Annotated in this window: 17 protein-coding genes, 1 tRNA gene and 2 pseudogenes; 18 read left to right on the top strand and 2 right to left on the bottom strand. The window is 56.0% G+C overall.

The features are described 5' to 3' along the window. Positions 1-126: 126 nt before the first annotated feature. On the top strand, positions 127-957 hold the full coding sequence (locus BISA_RS05395; RefSeq protein ID WP_033890666.1) for a YggS family pyridoxal phosphate-dependent enzyme: 831 nt from the start codon (positions 127-129) through the stop codon (positions 955-957). Between the two features lie 392 nt (positions 958-1,349). On the opposite strand, the gene BISA_RS05390 is transcribed toward BISA_RS05395, so the two are convergent. After that, positions 1,350-2,363 carry a ribose-phosphate diphosphokinase gene (locus BISA_RS05390; RefSeq protein ID WP_033890664.1) on the bottom strand — a complete coding sequence of 338 codons (1,014 nt, stop codon included), beginning with the start codon at positions 2,361-2,363 and terminating at the stop codon, positions 1,350-1,352. Between the two features lie 344 nt (positions 2,364-2,707). On the opposite strand from BISA_RS05390, the gene rpsF reads away from it, so the two are divergent. The 6 genes from rpsF to BISA_RS05360 all read left to right on the top strand — a co-directional run bounded on the left by rpsF (position 2,708) and on the right by BISA_RS05360 (position 6,074). Continuing rightward, the gene (rpsF, locus tag BISA_RS05385) at positions 2,708-2,998 is read left to right on the top strand and encodes a 30S ribosomal protein S6 (protein WP_003828111.1); all 291 of its coding nucleotides are present in this window, start codon (positions 2,708-2,710) and stop codon (positions 2,996-2,998) included. A 71-nt stretch (positions 2,999-3,069) separates the two neighbouring features. After that, complete coding sequence (gene ssb / locus BISA_RS05380) at positions 3,070-3,771, top strand: single-stranded DNA-binding protein (RefSeq protein WP_033890662.1); 702 nt, start codon at positions 3,070-3,072, stop codon at positions 3,769-3,771. Positions 3,772-3,849: 78 nt separating this feature from the next. After that, a complete protein-coding gene (rpsR, locus tag BISA_RS05375; protein WP_033890661.1) occupies positions 3,850-4,098 on the top strand; it encodes a 30S ribosomal protein S18 in 249 nt (82 codons plus the stop codon). An 18-nt stretch (positions 4,099-4,116) separates the two neighbouring features. Next, positions 4,117-4,563 (top strand): 50S ribosomal protein L9, encoded by a 447-nt coding sequence (rplI, locus tag BISA_RS05370; protein WP_033890660.1) that lies wholly within the window; start codon positions 4,117-4,119, stop codon positions 4,561-4,563. A 554-nt stretch (positions 4,564-5,117) separates the two neighbouring features. Next, positions 5,118-5,191 (top strand) — tRNA-Lys (locus BISA_RS05365). A gap of 148 nt (positions 5,192-5,339) precedes the next feature. After that, entirely contained in the window at positions 5,340-6,074 is a 735-nt protein-coding gene (locus BISA_RS05360; protein ID WP_033890659.1) for an MIP/aquaporin family protein, read from the top strand. Positions 6,075-6,149: 75 nt separating this feature from the next. Here the strand turns inward: BISA_RS05360 and BISA_RS05355 are convergent, their stop codons facing one another. Then, on the bottom strand, positions 6,150-8,978 hold the full coding sequence (locus BISA_RS05355) for an HAD-IC family P-type ATPase (RefSeq protein ID WP_033890658.1): 2,829 nt from the start codon (positions 8,976-8,978) through the stop codon (positions 6,150-6,152). 111 nt (positions 8,979-9,089) lie between these two features. On the opposite strand from BISA_RS05355, the gene BISA_RS05350 reads away from it, so the two are divergent. The 11 genes and pseudogenes from BISA_RS05350 to BISA_RS05305 form a co-directional block, all read left to right on the top strand. Next, positions 9,090-9,371 (top strand): metal-sensitive transcriptional regulator, encoded by a 282-nt coding sequence (locus BISA_RS05350; RefSeq protein WP_033890657.1) that lies wholly within the window; start codon positions 9,090-9,092, stop codon positions 9,369-9,371. Between the two features lie 89 nt (positions 9,372-9,460). Then, positions 9,461-10,888 (top strand): DNA recombination protein RmuC, encoded by a 1,428-nt coding sequence (locus BISA_RS05345; protein ID WP_033890656.1) that lies wholly within the window; start codon positions 9,461-9,463, stop codon positions 10,886-10,888. A 136-nt stretch (positions 10,889-11,024) separates the two neighbouring features. After that, positions 11,025-11,657, top strand: a complete 633-nt coding sequence (locus tag BISA_RS05340) for a type I phosphoribosyltransferase (protein ID WP_033890655.1) — start codon at positions 11,025-11,027, stop codon at positions 11,655-11,657. Between the two features lie 96 nt (positions 11,658-11,753). Beyond that, positions 11,754-12,270 (top strand): annotated as a pseudogene (locus tag BISA_RS13595) (RNA methyltransferase); the annotation flags it as partial. A 38-nt stretch (positions 12,271-12,308) separates the two neighbouring features. After that, positions 12,309-12,668, top strand: coding sequence for a TrmH family RNA methyltransferase (locus tag BISA_RS13590; RefSeq protein ID WP_420308627.1), 360 nt, complete (start codon positions 12,309-12,311; stop codon positions 12,666-12,668). A gap of 112 nt (positions 12,669-12,780) precedes the next feature. Beyond that, positions 12,781-13,731 (top strand): ATP-binding cassette domain-containing protein, encoded by a 951-nt coding sequence (locus BISA_RS05330; protein WP_033890652.1) that lies wholly within the window; start codon positions 12,781-12,783, stop codon positions 13,729-13,731. Continuing rightward, positions 13,728-14,708 carry a permease of ABC transporter system gene (locus tag BISA_RS05325; RefSeq protein ID WP_033890651.1) on the top strand — a complete coding sequence of 327 codons (981 nt, stop codon included), beginning with the start codon at positions 13,728-13,730 and terminating at the stop codon, positions 14,706-14,708. Before BISA_RS05330 ends, BISA_RS05325 begins: the two co-directional genes overlap by 4 nt. An 89-nt stretch (positions 14,709-14,797) precedes the next feature. Further along, positions 14,798-15,097, top strand: coding sequence for an Asp-tRNA(Asn)/Glu-tRNA(Gln) amidotransferase subunit GatC (gene gatC, locus BISA_RS05320; RefSeq protein WP_033890649.1), 300 nt, complete (start codon positions 14,798-14,800; stop codon positions 15,095-15,097). 5 nt (positions 15,098-15,102) lie between these two features. Then, entirely contained in the window at positions 15,103-16,644 is a 1,542-nt protein-coding gene (gatA, locus tag BISA_RS05315; protein WP_033890648.1) for an Asp-tRNA(Asn)/Glu-tRNA(Gln) amidotransferase subunit GatA, read from the top strand. A gap of 28 nt (positions 16,645-16,672) precedes the next feature. After that, entirely contained in the window at positions 16,673-18,172 is a 1,500-nt protein-coding gene (gene gatB, locus BISA_RS05310) for an Asp-tRNA(Asn)/Glu-tRNA(Gln) amidotransferase subunit GatB (protein WP_033890647.1), read from the top strand. 229 nt (positions 18,173-18,401) lie between these two features. Then, positions 18,402-19,206, top strand: a pseudogene (locus tag BISA_RS05305) (GNAT family N-acetyltransferase); the annotation flags it as partial. Between the last annotated feature and the right edge of the window lie 43 nt (positions 19,207-19,249).

The raw sequence follows: 19,249 nt of genomic DNA, 5'->3' as shown, positions 1-19,249 counted from the left end.
TTTGGTTTAGTCGGCTCTAGTATCAGCACAGCCCTCGCCAACGCGGGGGCTGTCTTTTGTTTGATAATGGGAATTATGCGCGCGTATGAGACTACGATGGTGGGGAATCTAAGAACAGGGGCAGCAATGACGGCATATATGGACCATAAGGACCTTGCGAACGAGATCATCGATCAGGCGCGTGCGCAAGAAATTGCAGATGGTGTGCATCGAGTGCTTGACCGTATTGCAGCGGCAGAATCCGCTGCCGGTCGAGAGGCTGGCTCTGTGCGTCTGCTGGCAGCCACGAAAACCCGTGATGTTGGTGAGATTCTAGCGGCTATCGATGCCGGCGTGCGCATGATTGGTGAGAATCGTCCGCAGGAAGTCGCTGTGAAATCGGCTGGACTGGCGAAGCGTCTGGAAGAGCATGGGTTTTCGCTGGGTGTGGTGGAATCCGATGCGGCTGCGGTAACCGGTGCTGCTGCCACGCACATTCCTTTCCATCTCATCGGTCAGTTGCAGTCCAACAAAATTGGCAAAGTGCTGCCGGTGGTAGACACCATTGAATCCGTGGATTCCATCGAATTGGCGGAGAAGATTGCTCGCCGAGCTACAATGCGCGGTATTACCGTGGGCGTACTGCTGGAAGTCAACGAATCCGGTGAGGAATCCAAGTCTGGTTGCGCGCCGAGCCATGCGATTGATCTGGCCAAGCGCATTGGTTCAATGGGTGGCTTGGAATTACAGGGTTTGATGACCATCGGTGCTCATGTGGATGACGAACGCACGATTCGTGAGGGCTTCGCGCATCTGCGCCGCACTCGTGATCAGATTTTGGCCTCTGGCGCCGAAGGTACAAGTGGATGCACCGAGCTTTCGATGGGTATGACTCATGATTTGGCCTATGCCATCGAAGAAGGGTCCACCATCGTGCGCGTAGGCACCGCCATCTTCGGCGAACGTGCGTTTATCTGATTGCCAGATTCTTGTTTCCACCCCTGTGGTTCTTCCCCCACCGTAGTTTCCCTTGTAGTCCTCCCTGTGCAGGCCTCACCGTAGTCCTCTCTATTAGAGAGCCATCGCTCAGCGCAAAGAATTCCGGTAAAAAGCCGCATCTTCCCGAATTTCTTGCACTGAGTGTCGCTCAGTACAAAGAATTCGGGAAAACAGCCCTAATCTCCCGAAATTCTTGCACTCAGCACATCTCAGTGCAAGAAATTTGGGGTGAAAGGAATCTGTACCGGAATTTCTTGCGCTCAGGAGTATGAGGAATGTCGAATCGAGGGTGGAGAGGATAAAAAGAGTAGAGAGAATAAAAAAGGAGCCGTTGTTTCCAACGACTCCTTGTAAGTCCGTAATAGCTCGAATCACGCGTAGATATTGCGCGGACGCATATCCTCCGGCAAGCCTTCGAGCAGAATTGCCACGGAACCCTCTTCGAACACGGAACGAATGCCAGCGGCGAGCAATGGGGCTACGGAGAGCACGGTCATATTCGGTAGGCGCTTTTCTTCCGGAATCGGCACGGTATCCATGAACACGATTTCATGTGCGCCGCAGTTCTTCAGGCGCTCCACAGCCGGGCCGGAAAGCAGGCCGTGGGTGGCCACCAAAGTCACGGACTTGGCACCGGACTCGTTCAGCGTACGAACGGCTTCGCAGATGGTGCCCGCGGTATCGACCATATCGTCCACCACTACGCAGTCGCGGCCATCAACGTCACCGATGATGCCATGAGCCTCGGCATGGTTCGGGCGGGTGATGTCACGCTGCTTATGAATAAAGGCCAAGGGCAGATTGCCCAGCTTGGCGGCCCACTGCTCGGAAACCTTGATACGGCCGGCGTCTGGGGACACAATGGTGGCGTTACTCAGGTCCACAGCGGAGCGCACATAGTCGAGCAGTACCGGCATGGCGGTCAGATGATCGACCGGGCCGTCGAAGAAGCCCTGCTCCTGAGCGGCATGCAGGTCGACAGTCATGATGCGGTCTGCGCCGGCAGCATGGAACAGATCGAAGATCAGGCGAGCGGTGATGGGCTCGCGACCGCGGTGCTTCTTATCCTGACGAGAATAGCCAAGGAACGGGGCCACCACAGTAATGGAACGTGCGGAGGCGCGCTTCAGGGCATCGATCATGATGAGCTGTTCCATGATCCACTTGTTGATATCGCCCGAGTGGCACTGCAACACGAACACATCTGCACCACGCACCGGCTTGGTAAAGCGTACGTACATCTCGCCGTTGGCGAAGTCGTATGCGGTGGTTTCGAGAATTTCGGTGCCCAGACATTCGGCCACCTTCTCAGCCAGCTCGGGGTAGGCGCGGCCCGTGACCAGAACGAGTCGTTTATCCGGAGTGCCTTCAAGAATCGCCGACATGCTTTCGCATCCTTTTGTGTTGTTGTGAATTTCAGCCTCATCTAGTGTACAAGCACCCCTGAGCGAGGCGGGCCGGAATGTGATGGTTGTGTTGAGGTGTGTTGAAGATTATTGGTGCATTTGATGCACATCCAGCTGTGCAGCCGTCTGATTGCTCTGCTGTTTTGCCGGCAGGCCGCTTCGCCGGTGTGCTGACCAGTCGATTTGCCGGCAAAGTCGGGCCTTAGCCATACGATGTACAAGTTGTCCGCATGGGAGTAGTGCGTCTGCACCGCTTCCGGGCAAGCGTATACACACTCCTGCCACGGAACGTCCGTGGCCGAATAGTCCGAAGGAGGTGGGTGATGTCTGCGCATAAGTACGAACTGATGTTCATCGCCGATCCTGAGCTGGATGAGCGCGGTCTGAAGAAGCTGACCGAGCAGTATCTGGAGCTCGTCACCAAGGAGGGCGGTTCTTTCGATGAGCCCGATTACTGGGGCCGTCGCAAGCTCGCCTATGAGATTGCCGGTAAGACCGAAGGCAACTACGTCGTCGTGAAGTACACCGCTGAGCCCGCTACTAGCGATGAGCTCGATCGTGTGCTGAACCTCAACGAATCCGTGATCCGTACGAAGATCCTTCGTAAGGGCTGAATTCAAAGCGTCTAGTCAGCTGAACAGCTGATGTGCAAATTGCAAGTAATACGCAAGTAAGAAGGCATGGCATGGCAGGCGAAACCATTATCACCGTGGTCGGCAACCTTACCCGCGATCCTGAGCTGCGCACTATTGGCAGCGGATCGACGGTGGTGAATTTCACCATCGCTGCATCCACTCGTCAGTACAATCGCAACACGAATCAGTGGGAAGATGGCGACACGTTGTTCATGAACTGCTCGGCATGGGATGGTCGCGCTTCGTCGTTGGCCTCCAACATCGCCAGCAGCCTGTCCAAGGGCATGCGCGTGATTGCTCAAGGCCGACTGACCCAGCGTTCTTATCAGGCCCAGGATGGAAGCCAGCGCACGGTTGTTGAACTGCGCGTTGACGAAATCGGCCCGGCGCTATCTCGCGCCACCGCTCAGGTGACGCGTCAGACCAGCCAGGGTGGATTCCAGGGGCGCTCCGGTGGCTTCCAAGGTGGCCAGCCCGGTCAGGGCTACGGCAACCAGGGCGGCCAAGGTGCCGGCAATGGCGGCTACAACGGCGGCCAGTCCGGTTACAACGGTGGTCAGAGCAACGGTGGATATAACGGAGGCTATCAGGGCGGTGCTGGATATTCCCAGCAGCCTGCAGCCCCGTCTGCCCCTGCCGCGCCTGCAGTTGATCCGTGGAGCTCCGGTAGCTCTGCTGGTGCTGCTGATTCCGGGTTCACGTTTGGTGGCTCGTCTGAATTTGGCGGCGACGATAACGATCCGGAATTCTAAGAGCCGGATTGTTGACTGCACATTACTGCACACAGCTCAACAGCAGCAATCAATATCAAGATTTATAAGGAGAACATCATGTCCCGTAAGAGGCCGCAACCGCCGGTCAAGCCGTTCAAGAAGAAGCCGAACCCACTGAAGGCTGCCAAGATTACCGAGATCGATTACAAGGACGTTGCGCTGCTGCGTAAGTTCATCTCCGATCGCGGCAAGATTCGTTCCCGCCGTATCACCGGTGTGACCGTTCAGGAACAGCGCGAGATCTCCAAGGCTATCAAGAACGCCCGCGAGATGGCTCTGCTGCCGTACGCCACTTCCGGTCGCTGAGTTAGGAAGGCTTGAACAATGGCTGAATCTAAGGTTATTCTCACCAAGACCGTGGCTCACCTGGGTCACCCGGGCGACGTCGTCAACGTTAAGGCTGGCTACGCTCGCAACTACCTGTTCCCGCAGGGCCTGGCTTTCGCTTGGACCAAGGGCGCTGAGGCTCAGATCACCGCTATGAAGCGCGCTCGTCTGGCCAAGGCCGTTGCCACCCGTGAAGACGCCGTGGCTGCTAAGGCTGCTATCGAGGGCACCACCGTCGAGATCGCTGCCAAGGTTTCCGAGTCCGGCAAGCTGTTCGGTGGCATCTCCAAGGAAGCCATCGCCATCGCTCTGGCCGACAAGGCTCCGGTTGATCCGAAGTCCATCGAGGTCGAGTCCATCAAGACCACCGGCGACTTCCCTGCCAAGGTGGCCCTCCATCCGGAGATCACCGCTTCCTTCTTCGTGAAGGTCGTGGCCGAGTGAACCATTCCGGCATAATGCTGGAATCTTTCAGGCTAAAAGTCTGAGCTTAAGCATTGAAAGCCCCGCGCTTGTGTGTTTCACGCAGCGCGGGGCTTTCGTTTATTTCGTCCCCTGGCTCCCTTTGCCGGGGTGAGCCGGGGAGGATGTATTGGTTTTCTTTTTATTGGCTCCCTCTGATGGGCTGAGCCGTAGGGCAAACAGCCCAGTGGGCTGTTTGTAGGCGAGGACGAGCGTCAGCGAGTTAGCAGATCGCAGGCGAAAGCCTGACTGTAATTGCAGGACGAGCTGGCAGCCGAAGGCTGACTGAGGGAGAGACTGCTAAGGAATTACGTGGTATCTCATAATCATGGGCATACTCAGCAGCGGTCATAGTGTGTGTATTTTGTGAAGCTGTGATGATGACATGCTTACTGTGCGTGCGGAGTCGACGTTCTGCTGCAAAATCGCGAATTTCAAAACGTTGAAATTCTGGGCGACACGCCGAGACTTGCACTCGCTTCGAATCTGAGTATATTTATCACTCGTTGCAAGGAACACTTCAACAACTAGCCAACGCCCCTGTAGCTCAGTTGGTTAGAGCAGCTGACTCTTAATCAGCGTGTCCAGGGTTCGAATCCCTGCGGGGGCACAGACAACCGGAACCGAAAGGTTCCGGTTTTTTGTTTTTACGTGTTATCTCACGTTCAGCCCTCGGCGTACACTTATCCCGTTTGCGTGACTTGGCCATTCGGCCGCTGCAGGTCACATTATTCACTAGAACGAGAAAAGAAAAAGCAGTGGAATACTCCCTCTTTACCAAGCTGGCTGCCGAATTCTTCGGCACCGCCATTCTGATGATTTTCGGCAACGGCTCTGTGGCCAACGTCGAACTTAAGAACACCAAGGGCCATCACGCTGGCTGGCTGAACATCGCTATGGGCTACGGCTTTGGTGTGATGTTCCCGGTGCTGATGTTCGGTGCTGTTTCTGGCGCTCACATCAACCCGGCCATGACTCTTGCTCAGGCTATTAACGGTTTGTTCCCGTGGAACGAAGTACTGCCGTACATTATCGCTCAGCTGCTCGGTGCCGCTCTGGGCCAGTTCATCGTATACCTGACCTATTGGCCGCATTACAAGGAGACTGAAGATCCTGAGGCTATTCTCGGTACTTTCTGCACCACCGATGCTCACAACGACAAGGCCAACTACTTCCTCAACGAGATGTTTGGCACCCTCGTGCTCGTCTTTGGTGCACTGTGCTGCCTCTCCCTGCCGTGGGGCAAGCAGGATTACGCTGCCGCTTCCATCGTGGTCGGCTTCATTGTGTGGGGTCTTGTGACCTCTATGGGTGGTCCGACCGGCCCTGGTCTGAACCCGGCACGCGATCTTATGCCGCGACTGCTTCACGCCATTCTGCCGATTCCGTCCAAGGGCTCTTCCCGTTGGGGCGAGGCTTGGATTCCGGTCGTGGCTCCGATTGTTGGCGCCATCATCGGTTGCTGGATGTTCGTGTTCTTCTTTGGTGCCTGATTCTTGGCACATATGGAATGACCTCCGTCGCAAGGCGGAGGTCATTTTTTGTATGAGACTGCTGCAGGTTTGGATTTACTTCTCCAGGAAAATCTGCGGTGCCTTAGCGAAGTTGTTGGCGCAATGCTCGCCGCAGAAGTAATAGGTCTTGCCTTCATATTCGCGGGTGATGGCGTCAGCGTTTACGGCCACGGTCATACCGCACACTGGGTCGGTTGCGGTTTCACCGTCTACAGGGGCGGCGTGATGCATGTGCATGTTCATATCCATAGGATTCTCCTTGATGTTGTGTGTGTGATTGGACAGGTGTGTAAGCTCGGTGCGATCATCGACGATGATAGTGGGTTCGTGATTGCCGGGCAGAGAGTTGTTCGCGTCAAGTGAAGATGCGAGTGAAGCGTGGTTGGCAGGTGCCGCATTAGCTGTTTCTGTTGTGTTTTGCGATATGTCTTGCGGTGGATTGCACGATAGACCATGCAATGAGCCATTCCTTGGTGAATCAATGTTATGGGTGATATTCGCGGCGTGCAGGCGGTTTGCATTCAGCACGAGGCAAACGGAGCTTAATGCCATAGTCAATCCTGCGAGCATAGGACTTAGCAGCCAACCAGTGAATGGGTACAGGATGCCGGCCGCAATCGGAATGCCGATGATGTTATAGCCGAATGCCCAACCCAAGTTCTCCCGAATGTTGCGCATGGTGGCCTCTGACAGATTGATGGTTTTCAGCACGCCGCGCAAATCACCGCTCATCAGGGTCACATCTGCGGACTGCATTGCTACATCGGTGCCAGTGCCGATGGCGATACCAAGATCAGCCTGGGCCAATGCCGGGGCATCGTTAATACCGTCGCCCACCATAGCAATGAGATTATCGTCGCCAGAGCGTTTCTGGTTTGTAGAGTTTGCAGCGTTTGTAGCGCTCGCTGTAAGTTGGTCGGTGGTTTTACCGGCGTTGCCGTTGTCAGGGGTGCTGTTGGAGAGGTTGTTGCTCGAGGAGCCCAATGCGTACTGGGCGTCGTCTCGTTCGCGTTGCAGCTGTTGAATCCAATGAGCCTTACCATCTGGTTTGACTTCGCAGATGACGGTGTCAATGCCGACCTCTCGTGCAATACGGGCGGCGACGTCAGCTTTATCGCCTGAAAGCATCACTGTGCGAATACCGCGTGCCCGCAAAGCTGCAATCGCTTCAACGGAACCATCTTTGAGGGTGTCCTGCTTGTAGCTGGGGCTATTCCATTCGGCGTTCTTGTCCACCACGCCACGCGTAATAGTACCGGTCTTGTCGAACACTACGGTGCCAATGTGGCGGGCCTGCTCCAAAGCCTTCGCTGATGTGACCAACACACCATTCGTGGCGCCGAGGCCGAGCGCCACTGTTACGGAAAGCGGAGTGGCAAGTCCCAAAGCGCACGGGCAGGCAATAATCAGTACGCTGACTGCCGTAACAAGTGCATGGGCCAGTTGCGGAGTCGGCCCAACCGATGCCCAAATTGCGAACGCCCAGACGGCGATAATCATCACTGCGGGGACAAAATAACGGGCGATACGATCCGCCAGCTGTTGTACAGGAGCTTTAGTCGCCTGAGCACGTGCAACCATTGCAGTGATTTGCGAAAGCACCGTGTTTGCACCTACTTGAGTAGCTTTCATGACGCAATCGCCGTGCATCACCACGGTCGCGCCGGTAAGCAATGAGCCAGCTGCTTTGGCTACGGGCTTGGATTCGCCGGTAATCATCGATTCATCCACTGTGACTTCGCCGGCGACAATGACGCCATCGGTAGGCACGCGCTCGCCGTTGCGTACTACCAGCTGATCACTGGTTGCTATCGAGTCGGCGTCAACGTTTGTGCTGTGTGCAGGGTTGAGCCATTGCCCACTGGCACTTGAGTCAGTGGGAATGCCGTCGTTCAGTTTATGGGCAGTGCGCGGGCGCAGCTTGATGAGCGATTGCACTGCTTTGCCGGTGCCCTCTCGTGCCTTGTTTTCAAGCAATCGGCCAACTAGCACGAGCGTGATGACTACGCCTACAGATTCAAAATACGGTTCGCGAGACCCCTCGGGAAACACCCACGGTGCGATGCACGTAACCAAACTGTAGATGTATGCGGCAGAAGTGCCCAAGGATACAAGGGAATTCATGTCCGGTGAGCGATGAGCAAGCGCCGGGAAGCCAACACTGTGGATGGGATGCCCGCAATAGAACATCACTGGTGTGATCAGAATGGCTTGCAGCCACGGATTGATCATCCAATACGGCACCAGGGATGGATTTGCCATATGCAGCATGGTGGTGACGAAAACCGGGATGGTGAGCACTGTGCCAATGATTACGAGCTTGGTGAGTGTCTTGATTTCATTGCTGCGCTCTTGCGCTTGACGTTGTTCGGCTGCCGCTGCATCCACTGCGGGGGCGTTGACATGGACGCTTGCGGAACTTTCGGTTGGGCTGTGAGACGCCTCTACGGTGTTCTTGGCTTCCTTTGACGATAAGACTAGTGAATGGAACTCGTTCGCGTTCCCCTCCACGCGCAGCAATCCATGTACCATGTTCATGCCGCAGGCGAATGGATACTCGCCGGCAGGTAATGCTGGCAGTTTTACGTCAGTTGCGGTGTTGCCTGGCAGCATCGCGTCAAGACCCAAATCACCGAAGACCACATGTGAGGTGCATTCGCCGGTTTCCTGTCGGTCGAATGTCAGGGTGATGGGCATGCCGGCCTTCATGTTCACCACGGCAGGTGAATAGCCTCCCTTGACGGTGATGGTTGCTTGCTGCTGTCCGTCGCTGATTGTGCCGGATGTGCCGCGTTGCGGCGCGAAGAAGAATCGCAGAATTGCCCATGTGATAGCAGCGGCTGACAGCAGGGCTATCACGAACGCAAAGATATTGAATTCCATGCTTGCTCCTTCCTCTCGTTATTCTACTCAATCCACAGTGTATACCCAATACCCCTATAGGGTATATAATCGGTAGTGTTCAGCTGACGGAAAAGAAAGAGGTGCGAAGCCATGCACGGGTATAGCGGCGACAAGGCAAAGATCGTGGCCCGTCTTCGCCGTATTGAAGGACAGGTCCGAGCAATAGAGCAGATGGTGGAGGACGACAAATACTGTATTGACATTCTCACGCAGATTTCTGCTTCGAGTTCGGCGTTGAAGTCTGTGGCATTGCTGTTGTTGGATGATCATCTTGGTCACTGCGTTCGTCAGGCGTCGGTTGAAGGCGGGGCGGTGGCCGATGAGAAGCTAGCTGAAGCTTCGGCGGCTATCGCGAGGTTGGTCAAATCGTAAGACCATGAGCAAGGCTCTTCCATCATGCACCATAAAAATCGGGAGGGAAAAATTATTCCCTCCCGAAAAACTGATGCGATACTGGGAGCATGCTTGAACAAACGGGAAACGTAATCTTGGTGATTGCGATATTGGTAATTGGTGCAGGGCTGGGTCTCCTTGCAGGTTTTGTGCTTGGCAAGCATAAAGGTCAGGAAATGGCTCGTAATGCCAAAGCGCAGGAGCTTGAGGAGTCCCGGGCTCTGCTACAGGACGCACGTAATGAATCAGCTGAGCTGGCATCGAACAATGCCGCCGCTCGCGCACAGATTGAGGGATTGAACCAGCAGCTGGCGTTCGTCAAATCGCAGTTAACGCAGGCGCAGCAGGCGGAACAAATTCGTATTCAGCATGAGCGTGAACGCGCTGCTGCAGAAGCGGAGGAACGTCGCAAAGCTGAAGCCAAGGCTGCGGAAGAGAAGCGTTTGGCGGATGCGCGGGCTGCCGAGACTAAGCGCCAGGAACAGGAAGCTCGCTTGAAAGAGCAGAGCAAGGTATTGGAAGCGCTCGCTCCAGTAGCTAAGAATCTTGATGCTTTGCAGAACAAGGTCACTCAGATTGAGGAAGGCCGTAAGCAAGAGATGGGCGCATTGGGTGCTCAGCTCAAGGGGCTCAACGATCAGCAGGCTCGTTTGGATAAGGAAACCAGCTCGCTTTCTGCTGCGTTACGTAATAACAAGGTGCGTGGCGCATGGGGTGAAGCGCAGCTCAAGAACATTGTGGAATCCGCAGGCCTGCTTGAACATGTCGATTTCGACACGCAGGTAGTGGTCACCGGTGCAGATGGTCGAACGTTGCGCCCGGATATGATCGTGCATCTGCCGGGCGGCAAAACCATTCCGATTGACGCGAAGGTGCCGTATGCCGATTACCAGCGGGCGTGCGAGATTCCGGAAACGGCAAATCCTGAAGAATTGGCTCGTCGGGATGACTTGTTGAGGTCCCATGCCAAGGCATTGCGTGATCATGTGCGCGCGCTGGGAGAGAAGGCATACTGGAATGCCTTCACGACCGCTCCGGATTTCGTAGTGGCATTTATTCCCAACGAAGCATTATTGCAGGCAGCGCTCGAGGCTGATCCTACGCTGATGGATGATGCGTTCTCTCGTAAGGTGGCGCTTACTTCACCAGTCACGTTATGGGCTGTGCTGAAGTCCGTCGCGTATGCATGGCAACAGCAGTCGCTTACCGATGATGCCAAGCAGCTTTTCGATCTGTCTCGTGAACTGTATGAGCGTTTTGCGGTACTGGGCGATTACGCAACCAAGCTGGGTACACAGATTTCCAAGACAGTCGGTGCATATAACAAGTTCGCGGCCAGCTTGGAACGCCGTGTGCTGCCCACGGCTCGCAAACTGCAGAAGATTGAGCCAACCAAGGTAATTGAGGAAGTGCCGTTGATTGAATCCGACAAAGGCAATATCAACGAGCTCTCCGCACCTGAAGTCATTTCTGCTGAAGGCAGCGACGCGGCATAACGCGTAAAAGTGAGAGTGCCGCATATGTAGTGAAAACCATGTTTGGAATGCAATTGGACTTTGATTTTCTCAGGGATGGGAAAGACTTTGAGGATTGCCTTTCATTCCTGACCCCCTCAGGCGATAGGCTTGCACCATGACTGAATCTGGATTCCGCCCGACTGGTACGCCGGACCTTGCCGGTGCAAAGAGCGTCAACGACTTTGCGATGATGGAGCCGCGTGAGCAGCTGGCTACCTTGCTGAAGCAGCATGTGGTTGGTCGTCCGTTCTCCGAACTGGCTTCGGTGACTTTTGACCATCACGCAGCTCCGATCATGGGGCATGTGCTCATCGACGCTCTGGAAGATGCCGGATATTCGGTGGACGATTTTGACGCAGTAGGTGCTTTGACCGCAGCAGCGGTGCCAATGGTATCTGCCATGATTCAAGCAGCTGCCTCCCGCGGCGAAGATTTGGACGGATTCGTAATGGATTTCGTATACCCCTCCATCAAGGGGCCGTCCATCGAAGGCCGCCGCGTTGTATTGCTTGATGCGTGGCTGTCGGAGAAGTCTTACGTGCAGACTAGCTCGTTGGTAACACTGCGTAACGGCAATGAGCTCAGCCTTGATTTTGGCATTGTGGAACAACTTGGTGCCAAGGTTGTAGCCATTGCATCACTGGTTGGCGGTGGAGCCAAAGATATCAACGTGGTGAATCCGGCAACAGGAGATAGTCAGGTATTGCCGTTCGTCCAGGTCTTTGACGAGTCCGAACTCCGTTCATAGTTCATAGCGTTGTATTGGTAGGGCTCCCCGAACTAGGGGAGAGAGGTAAGCGCAACGATTATCTTGCGCTGCGCGGATGCCTGCAGAGGAGTAATTGTGCACGCACCAAATCAGATTTCCTTGGCCGCAAAGGCTTCCGGTGAACCTGAATTCCGTGAAATCGGTGTAGGTCCGTGGGCTGAGACTCATCCCGGTGAACCTCGCCCGGATGATCAAACATCCGCGAACTACGATGCGCGCTTTGATACCGAGTTGCTGAATGATGGCGATCGCCGCAACGTGCTCGACCGCTACCGTTACTGGACAGTCCAGGCCATTAAAGATGACTTGGACGCGCATGGCCGCCATGATTTTGAAGTCGCGGTGGAAAACTGGACCCACGATTTTAATATCGGCTCTATGGTGCGTACGGCCAATGCCTTTCAAGCCAGGCGCGTGCACATCGTTGGCCCACATAAGTGGAATCGTAAAGGTGCATTAATGACCGAGCTCTACCAGCATGTAGAGCATCACCCGTCCATAGCTGAATTGGTGGAATGCTGGCACAACCGCATCGCTGGCGAAATCGCTGCTGAACGCGCCCGAGCCGCTGCGGCTGCCATCCATATTCATGAATATGGTGCGAATGCCTCTGTAGCGGGCAGCCAGTCATTGATTCCTAACTCGTTCGATGCGAGTAATACGAGTAACGCTGGCGGTATCTCCCTTGTGCAAAACGCAATGGCGGAACTTGCGGACGCAGATAATCGCATCAAAGAACTGCAGTCGGCCCGAGTCATCGCCCTTGATATCATCCCAGGCGCAGTGCCAATGGAAACCTACCGATTCCCTAAGCGTTGCCTACTGCTGTTTGGAGCAGAGGGTCCAGGTTTAAGCCAAAAAGCTCTTGACCTTGCCGATGACGTGGTCTACATTTCCCAGTTCGGATCCGTACGCTCCATCAACGCTGGCGCAGCAGCAGCCGTAGCCATGCATGCTTGGATTGCTCAGCACGCTACTATCGCCTCCTAAACCCGAGCTGACCCGGTCGACAGAATACTCAGAAGCGAACGAGGAATAACATTCCCTTGCAATACCGTCAGTAGTACTGGCGGGGCGTTAAATCGGCGCGTAAAGTTGAATCATGATTGAGGTTGAGGGGCTCAGCAAACGATTCAAGTCCAAACAAGCGCTGAATAACGTGACCTTTACAGCCGCAGATGGCAAGGTCACCGGCTTCTTGGGTCCCAATGGAGCAGGCAAATCCACTACCATGCGTGCGATGCTTGGCCTCATCGCTCCAGACAGCGGCCATGCATTGATTGATGGCAAGCCATTCGCCAGCCTGCGCGCCCCAATGCGTGCAGTCGGCGCGGTGTTGGACGCGAAATCCGCACATCGATCGAGATCAGCCCGCGACCATCTGTTGGCTCTGGCCTATACCAATAACATTCCCGAACGCCGAGTGGATGAAGTCATTGATATGACCGGCTTAACCAGTGTGGCTAAAGGCAAAGCCGGGCGATTTTCACTTGGCATGAGCCAGCGCCTGTCCATTGCCGCGGCGTTACTGGGAGACCCCCATAATCTGGTGTTGGACGAGCCCATCAACGGGCTCGACCCAGAAGGCGTGAAATGGGTACGCGACTTGTGCCGCTACTATGCCGTGCAAGGGCGTGCCGTACTGCTGAGTTCACATCTTATGAGCGAGGTGGCGCTTACTGCAGACGATCTTGTAATCATCGGGCAAGGCAACATTCTGGAAACCACAACAGTCAGTAAGTTCGTAGCTGAACATTCCGCACGGTCCATCCGCGTAGTCACCCCCGAGCCGGACAAGCTCAAAGCGATTTTTTCTTCGGCGCAAGAAGTGCAGGTCATATCAGATCAACGTACCCCTGCAGACCCGCCTGTTGGCGAGGTCTTCCGCATCACCGGAGCCGATTTGGTCACAGCAGCCCACGTATTTGCCCAAGCTGGACTCATCACCTATGAGCTTATCGAGGAACACGCCTCACTAGAGGAGGCATACATGGCATTAACTCATAATCAGGTCGAATATCAGACTAAACCGGTTGCGGAGGTGACGCGATGAGTTCCAATAATGCCCATGCAAGCGCTAATGCCAATGTCATGAATACCCAGAGCATCACTGGCCGCTACCAGCAACGCTCCTCCAGCCGGCGCGCCAACCGTTGGTCTCGCCGCAGCCGACTGTCGTTCCTCGGCTCACTCAAGGCCGAACTGCTCAAGCTCCAATCATTGAAATCCACATGGATTCTCCTCGGCCTAGCCGCCGCACTTATGGTGGGCATGGCCGCACTGAGCGCCTGGACCATAACGCTCATGGCCACCATTGATATCACCACCGGCACAACACTCGACCAACCCAAGCCGCTCGCCGCCGTCGATCTTTGGGCGGTACTGGCATCCTCGGGCAGTACCGCCGCGCTGGTGATTGGCATTTTCGGCGTTATGGCCATCACCAGCGAATACACCACATCCGCCATTCAATCTAGCCTGACTGCCAATCCCAGACGAGGCATGTTCTATATCAGCAAGTCAATCGCCGTGGCACTCTGCGCGCTCGCCTCAGGCATCGTGGGTATTCTGCTGGCCTCTGGCATACTCTGGCTGTTCGTCCAAGGTCATGATGTTGCGCCGCTCAGCGATGGCCAATGGCGAATCATCCCCATCACCGTAGTCGGATTCCCGGTAGTCATCATGCTCATTGCGTTGATGGCGGTAGGACTAGGCGGTTTGACCCGTTCCACAGTAGGCGGAGTCAGCGCAGTGGTCGTGCTGCTTATGGTGCTCTCATCCGTATTGGCCATCGTTTCTATGGCGGTCAGTCAGATTTCCTGGCTTGGCACCTTGGCTTATCTCACGCCTGATATGGCGATGAATAATTTCCTCGGAGCGAGCATCAACAGTGAGGCAGTCTCTTCGGTCACTTCTCAGCAGAACTACTGGATTCCCGAATGGTGGCAGTCCGGATTGATGCTGCTGGTTTGGGTAGCCGCGGCTTGGACTGGCGGCTTACTCGTTACCAATTATGTGGATGTGAAGTAAAGAGGTGTGCGGCACTGTTCCGCAATGTCAGCTTCATGCTTTGAGCGCTGATATTCAGCGTGTCACAAACCGCTCGTATAGTAAGGCGCATGCCAACATTTTCACGCGAAGAAATCGTGCATTTGGGCGATCTTGCCCGAATCGCGCTCACCGATGAGGAAATCACCCGTCTGCAGGGCGAACTGAACGTCATCGCAGACTCCATTAACAAGGTGCAGGAAGTCGCTTCCGACGACGTCGAGCCCACCGCAAACCCGGTTCCGCTCGAAGCCTACATGCGCCCGGACGTTGCCGAAACCCCGCTCACGCAGGAAGAGGCTCTTGCAGGAGGCCCGAAGACCGAGGCCGGTATGTTCGTGGCACCGCGAATCCTGGGAAGCGAGGAGTGAACCCGATGAGCAACGAAACCGCAACTCTCGTTAAGCTGTCCGCCGCCGAGCAGGCTGCTGCCATCAAGAAGGGCGACGTCACCTCTCGCGAGCTGGTCGAAGCCCACCTCAAGGTCATCGAAGCCGCCGAGCCATCCATCAAGGCCTTCCTGAAGGTCTCCGGCGATGTGGCTCTCGAGCAGGCCGATGCCTTCGACAAGAAGTCCGCCGAAGACAAGGCCGCTCTGCCTGAACTGGCCGGCGTGCCGATTGCCATCAAGGACATGATTGTCACCAAGGGCATCGAAACCACCGCAGCCTCCAAGATTCTCGAAGGCTGGGTGCCGCCGTACGACGCAACCGTCATCGAAAAGCTCAAGGCCGCTGGCATGCCGTTGCTCGGCAAGACCAACCTGGATGAGTTCGCACAGGGCTCCTCCACCGAGCACTCCGCCTATCAGACCACCCACAATCCGTGGGATACCGAGCGTGTGCCTGGCGGTTCCGGTGGTGGTTCTGCCTCCGCAGTCGCCGCATTCGAGGCTCCGCTGGCCCTCGGCACCGATACCGGTGGCTCCATCCGTCAGCCGGGCGCTCTGACCGGCACTGTCGGCGTCAAGCCCACCTACGGTGGCGTTTCTCGTTTCGGCGCCATTGCTATGGCCTCCTCTCTGGATCAGATTGGCCCGGTTTCCCGTACCGTGCTCGATTCTGCTCTGCTGCAGGAAGTCATTGGTGGCCATGATCGCCGCGATTCGACTTCCATTCCTGAAGGCCCGCGCCCGATGGTCGCCGCCGCACGCGAAGGCGCTAAGCGCGATCTCAAGGGTCTGAAGGTCGGCCTCATCAAGGAGCTCGGCGGTGATGGCTTCCAGCCTGGCGTCGAAGCCCGCTTCAACGAGGCTGTCGACAAGCTCAAGGAAATGGGCGCCGAGGTCGTTGAGGTTTCCGTACCGCACATCGGCTACTCCCTGGGCGCTTACTACATCATCATGCCGTCTGAGGTGAGCTCCAACCTGGCTCGCTACGATGGTATGCGCTACGGCTTGCGCGTGATGCCACCGGCTGGTGTACCGCAAACCGCCGCCAACATGATGGCCTACACCCGTGAGGCTGGCTTCGGCGACGAGGTCAAGCGTCGTATTATCCTCGGCACCTATGCGCTGTCCGCTGGCTATTACGATGCTTGGTACGGTTCCGCTCAGAAGGTCCGTACTCTCATCATCCAGGACTTCAAGAAGGCCTTCGAACAGGCTGACGTGCTGGTCTCCCCGACCTCCCCGTCCACCGCCTTCAAGTTCGGCGAGAAGATGGACGATCCGCTGGCCATGTACATGAACGATATTGCCACCATTCCAGCCAACCTCGCCGGTGTGCCGGCCATGTCCATTCCGGCCGGCCTCTCCGACGATGGCCTGCCTGTTGGCTTCCAGTTCATCGCCCCGCAGCAGCGCGACGAAGTCATGTACAAGCCGGCAGCCGCACTTGAGGCAGCCCTTGAGGAAAGCTGGGGCGGCCCGATTTGGAACAGCCTCAAGACCCCGTGGCTTGACGGTCTCGCTGAGTAAAGCATCGGAAGGAAAGATAAGCAACATCATGGCTGAAAAACTGATGAAGTACGCCGATGCCACCAAGAAGTATGATGTGGTCTTCGGCTTGGAAACCCACGTTGAGCTCAGCACGAACACTAAGCTGTTCTGCCCGGCTCATATCGAGTTCGGTGGTGAGCCGAACACTCAGCTGACCCCGGTTTCCCTGGGTCTGCCGGGTAGCCTTCCGGTAGTCAACAAGACGGCTGTTGATTACGCCATCAAGCTGGGTCTTGCCCTGCACTGCGAAATCGCCGAGTGGAGCCAGTTCGCTCGTAAGAACTACTTCTACCCGGACATGCCGCGCGATTACCAGATTTCCCAGTACGATAAGCCCACCAATGGCAACGGCTACTTGGATGTTGAGCTGGAAGACGGCACTGTGTTCCGCGTGCCGATCGAGCGCGCCCACATTGAGGATGACGCTGGCAAGAACACCCACGTCGGTGGTGCTGACGGCCGTATCGAAGGTGCCGATCACTCTCTCGTGGATTACAACCGTGCCGGCGTGCCGCTGATTGAGATTGTGACCAAGCCGATTGAGGGCGCTGGCGACCGTGCTCCGGAAATCGCAGGTGCTTACATGCGTGCCATCCGTGACATCGTGCGTGCGCTGAACATCAGCCACGCTCGCATGGAGCAGGGCAACATGCGCGCCGACGTGAACGTTTCCCTGCGTCCGTCCGCCGATGCTCCGTACGGCACTCGTTCTGAAACCAAGAACGTGAACTCCTTCCGCGGCATTGAGAAGACCATCCAGTACGAGATTCGCCGTCAGGCCGCTCGTCTGGATGAAGGCAAGGATATTCTGCAGGAGACCCGCCACTGGGATGAGGCTACGCAGACCACTGCTGGCGGCCGTGTGAAGTCCGATGCTGACGATTACCGTTACTTCCCGGATCCGGATCTGGTGATGCTGCACATCACCAAGGAGCATATCGAAGAGATCAAGGCCCAGATGCCGGAGATGCCGCGTGAACGTCGCAACCGTCTCAAGGCTGAATGGGGCTTGAGCGATCTGCAGATGCGTGACATCCTCAACGCCGACGCTCTCGACCTGATTGAGGACACCGTCAAGGCTGGCGCTAAGGCTGCTGGCGCCCGCAAGTGGTGGCTGGGCGAGCTGTCTCGCGCCGCCAACGCTCAGGGTGTCTCCCTCGAAGAGCTGCCGATTACTCCGGCCGATGTGGCTGAAGTCGAAAAGCTCATTGCCGATGGCAAGCTCAACGACAAGCTCGCTAAGCAGACCGTCGAAGGTGTGCTGAAGGGCGAAGGCACTCCGGATGAGGTCGTCAAGAAGCACGGCTACAAGATCGTCGAAGACAACGGCGCTATCGAAGCCGCTGTCGACGCTGCATTCGAGGCCAACCCCGACGTGGTTGAGAAGCTCAAGAGCGGCAACATGAAGCCGATGGGTGTGATCATCGGTGCCGTGATGAAGGCCACCCGCGGTCAGGCCGATGCCAAGGCCGTCACCAAGGTGGTCATGGGCAAGATCAAGTCCTGAGCCATTAAGCCGGCAGGCTGCTGAACAGGCCGTAACTGCGCGAGAGAACAATAACCCCGCGCAGTTACGGCCTGTTTTGTTGCATAAAGAGGCAGTAACTGCGCGTGGTTGGGCAGTGGCTCGCTCCACAGCCTCTTTCCAGCGTTCACCCAGCAGAGTAAGATATGTTCGGCACTGATCGTGAGCGAATCATGAGTCATCATGAGCCGAAACAGGGGACGAACATCAAATGACCGAGACCAACGAGACGTTGAGCATGCCAGCGGACGCGCAGGTCAAGCGTGACCTGCCTCAAAGCATCATCATTCCGCCGATCCAAGGCGAAATGGTGCATTTACGTCCGGCTACGTTGGAGGATTTGCCGCGTCTTGATGAACTTGACGCGTTTTACGGTGCTTCCAAAATCACTGGCAAGGATGCGGCTACTGAACGTTCTATGATTCATACATGGGTACGCCGTTCTCAGGCATGGGAGTCCGGCTTGGCTCCTGCGGAGTCTGGCGTTGGCGATCCGGAATCTCGCCGAACTATCGCATGGGCAGTAGTGACTGATGCCGATCACGATGAAGATGGCAAAGCCGATGCTGCCTCGACCGACAATGTTATCGGCATGATTTTCCTGATCGATATCGATGGTTGGTCTCGTTCCGCCCGCATTCAGATTGTGCTTGGTCGTGATTACCGTGGTCGTGGCTACTCGCGTGATGCCATGCCCCGCGTTATGACGTACGGTTTCGCCTCGGAGCCGGCAGGTCTCGGCATGCATCGTATTTGGGTGGCTGTTCCGGAGAACAATACGCGTTCGATTTCGGTGTACCAGTCTCTTGGTTTTGTGCCATCCGGAACTTCGCGCGATGCGTTGTGGGATGCTGAAAACAGCAAGTATCAGGATTTGATTGTGATGGACACATTGGTGGACGAATACGATCCAATCCGTTCGCTTGACGCATTCGGTATGCATTTGATTGAAAACAATCCGGGTGTGCAGGAAGCGCTTGCTGCACGCGAGCATTCTGTGGCTCTTCGTCAGAACAATGCAGCTGAAAGTACTTCTGCGGGAGTGGAAACATTGCGTTC

The sequence above is a fragment of the Bifidobacterium saguini DSM 23967 genome, assembly GCF_000741715.1.
In the GTDB taxonomy this organism is placed as follows: Bacteria; Actinomycetota; Actinomycetes; order Actinomycetales; family Bifidobacteriaceae; genus Bifidobacterium; species Bifidobacterium saguini.
Note: the sequence above shows the minus strand (reverse complement) of the source record. Positions and strands in the feature narration are given on the sequence as shown.

What these genes read in the sequence shown, in the direction of transcription:
- BISA_RS05395 (WP_033890666.1), top strand. Translation starts at nt 127, where the DNA reads ATGACGGCATATATGGACCATAAGGACCTTGCGAACGAGATCATCGAT.
- BISA_RS05390 (WP_033890664.1), bottom strand. Translation starts at nt 2,363, where the DNA reads ATGTCGGCGATTCTTGAAGGCACTCCGGATAAACGACTCGTTCTGGTC.
- rpsF (WP_003828111.1), top strand. Translation starts at nt 2,708, where the DNA reads ATGTCTGCGCATAAGTACGAACTGATGTTCATCGCCGATCCTGAGCTG.
- ssb (WP_033890662.1), top strand. Translation starts at nt 3,070, where the DNA reads ATGGCAGGCGAAACCATTATCACCGTGGTCGGCAACCTTACCCGCGAT.
- rpsR (WP_033890661.1), top strand. Translation starts at nt 3,850, where the DNA reads ATGTCCCGTAAGAGGCCGCAACCGCCGGTCAAGCCGTTCAAGAAGAAG.
- rplI (WP_033890660.1), top strand. Translation starts at nt 4,117, where the DNA reads ATGGCTGAATCTAAGGTTATTCTCACCAAGACCGTGGCTCACCTGGGT.
- BISA_RS05355 (WP_033890658.1), bottom strand. Translation starts at nt 8,978, where the DNA reads ATGGAATTCAATATCTTTGCGTTCGTGATAGCCCTGCTGTCAGCCGCT.
- BISA_RS05350 (WP_033890657.1), top strand. Translation starts at nt 9,090, where the DNA reads ATGCACGGGTATAGCGGCGACAAGGCAAAGATCGTGGCCCGTCTTCGC.
- BISA_RS05345 (WP_033890656.1), top strand. Translation starts at nt 9,461, where the DNA reads ATGCTTGAACAAACGGGAAACGTAATCTTGGTGATTGCGATATTGGTA.
- BISA_RS05340 (WP_033890655.1), top strand. Translation starts at nt 11,025, where the DNA reads ATGACTGAATCTGGATTCCGCCCGACTGGTACGCCGGACCTTGCCGGT.
- BISA_RS05330 (WP_033890652.1), top strand. Translation starts at nt 12,781, where the DNA reads ATGATTGAGGTTGAGGGGCTCAGCAAACGATTCAAGTCCAAACAAGCG.
- BISA_RS05325 (WP_033890651.1), top strand. Translation starts at nt 13,728, where the DNA reads ATGAGTTCCAATAATGCCCATGCAAGCGCTAATGCCAATGTCATGAAT.
- gatC (WP_033890649.1), top strand. Translation starts at nt 14,798, where the DNA reads ATGCCAACATTTTCACGCGAAGAAATCGTGCATTTGGGCGATCTTGCC.
- gatA (WP_033890648.1), top strand. Translation starts at nt 15,103, where the DNA reads ATGAGCAACGAAACCGCAACTCTCGTTAAGCTGTCCGCCGCCGAGCAG.
- gatB (WP_033890647.1), top strand. Translation starts at nt 16,673, where the DNA reads ATGGCTGAAAAACTGATGAAGTACGCCGATGCCACCAAGAAGTATGAT.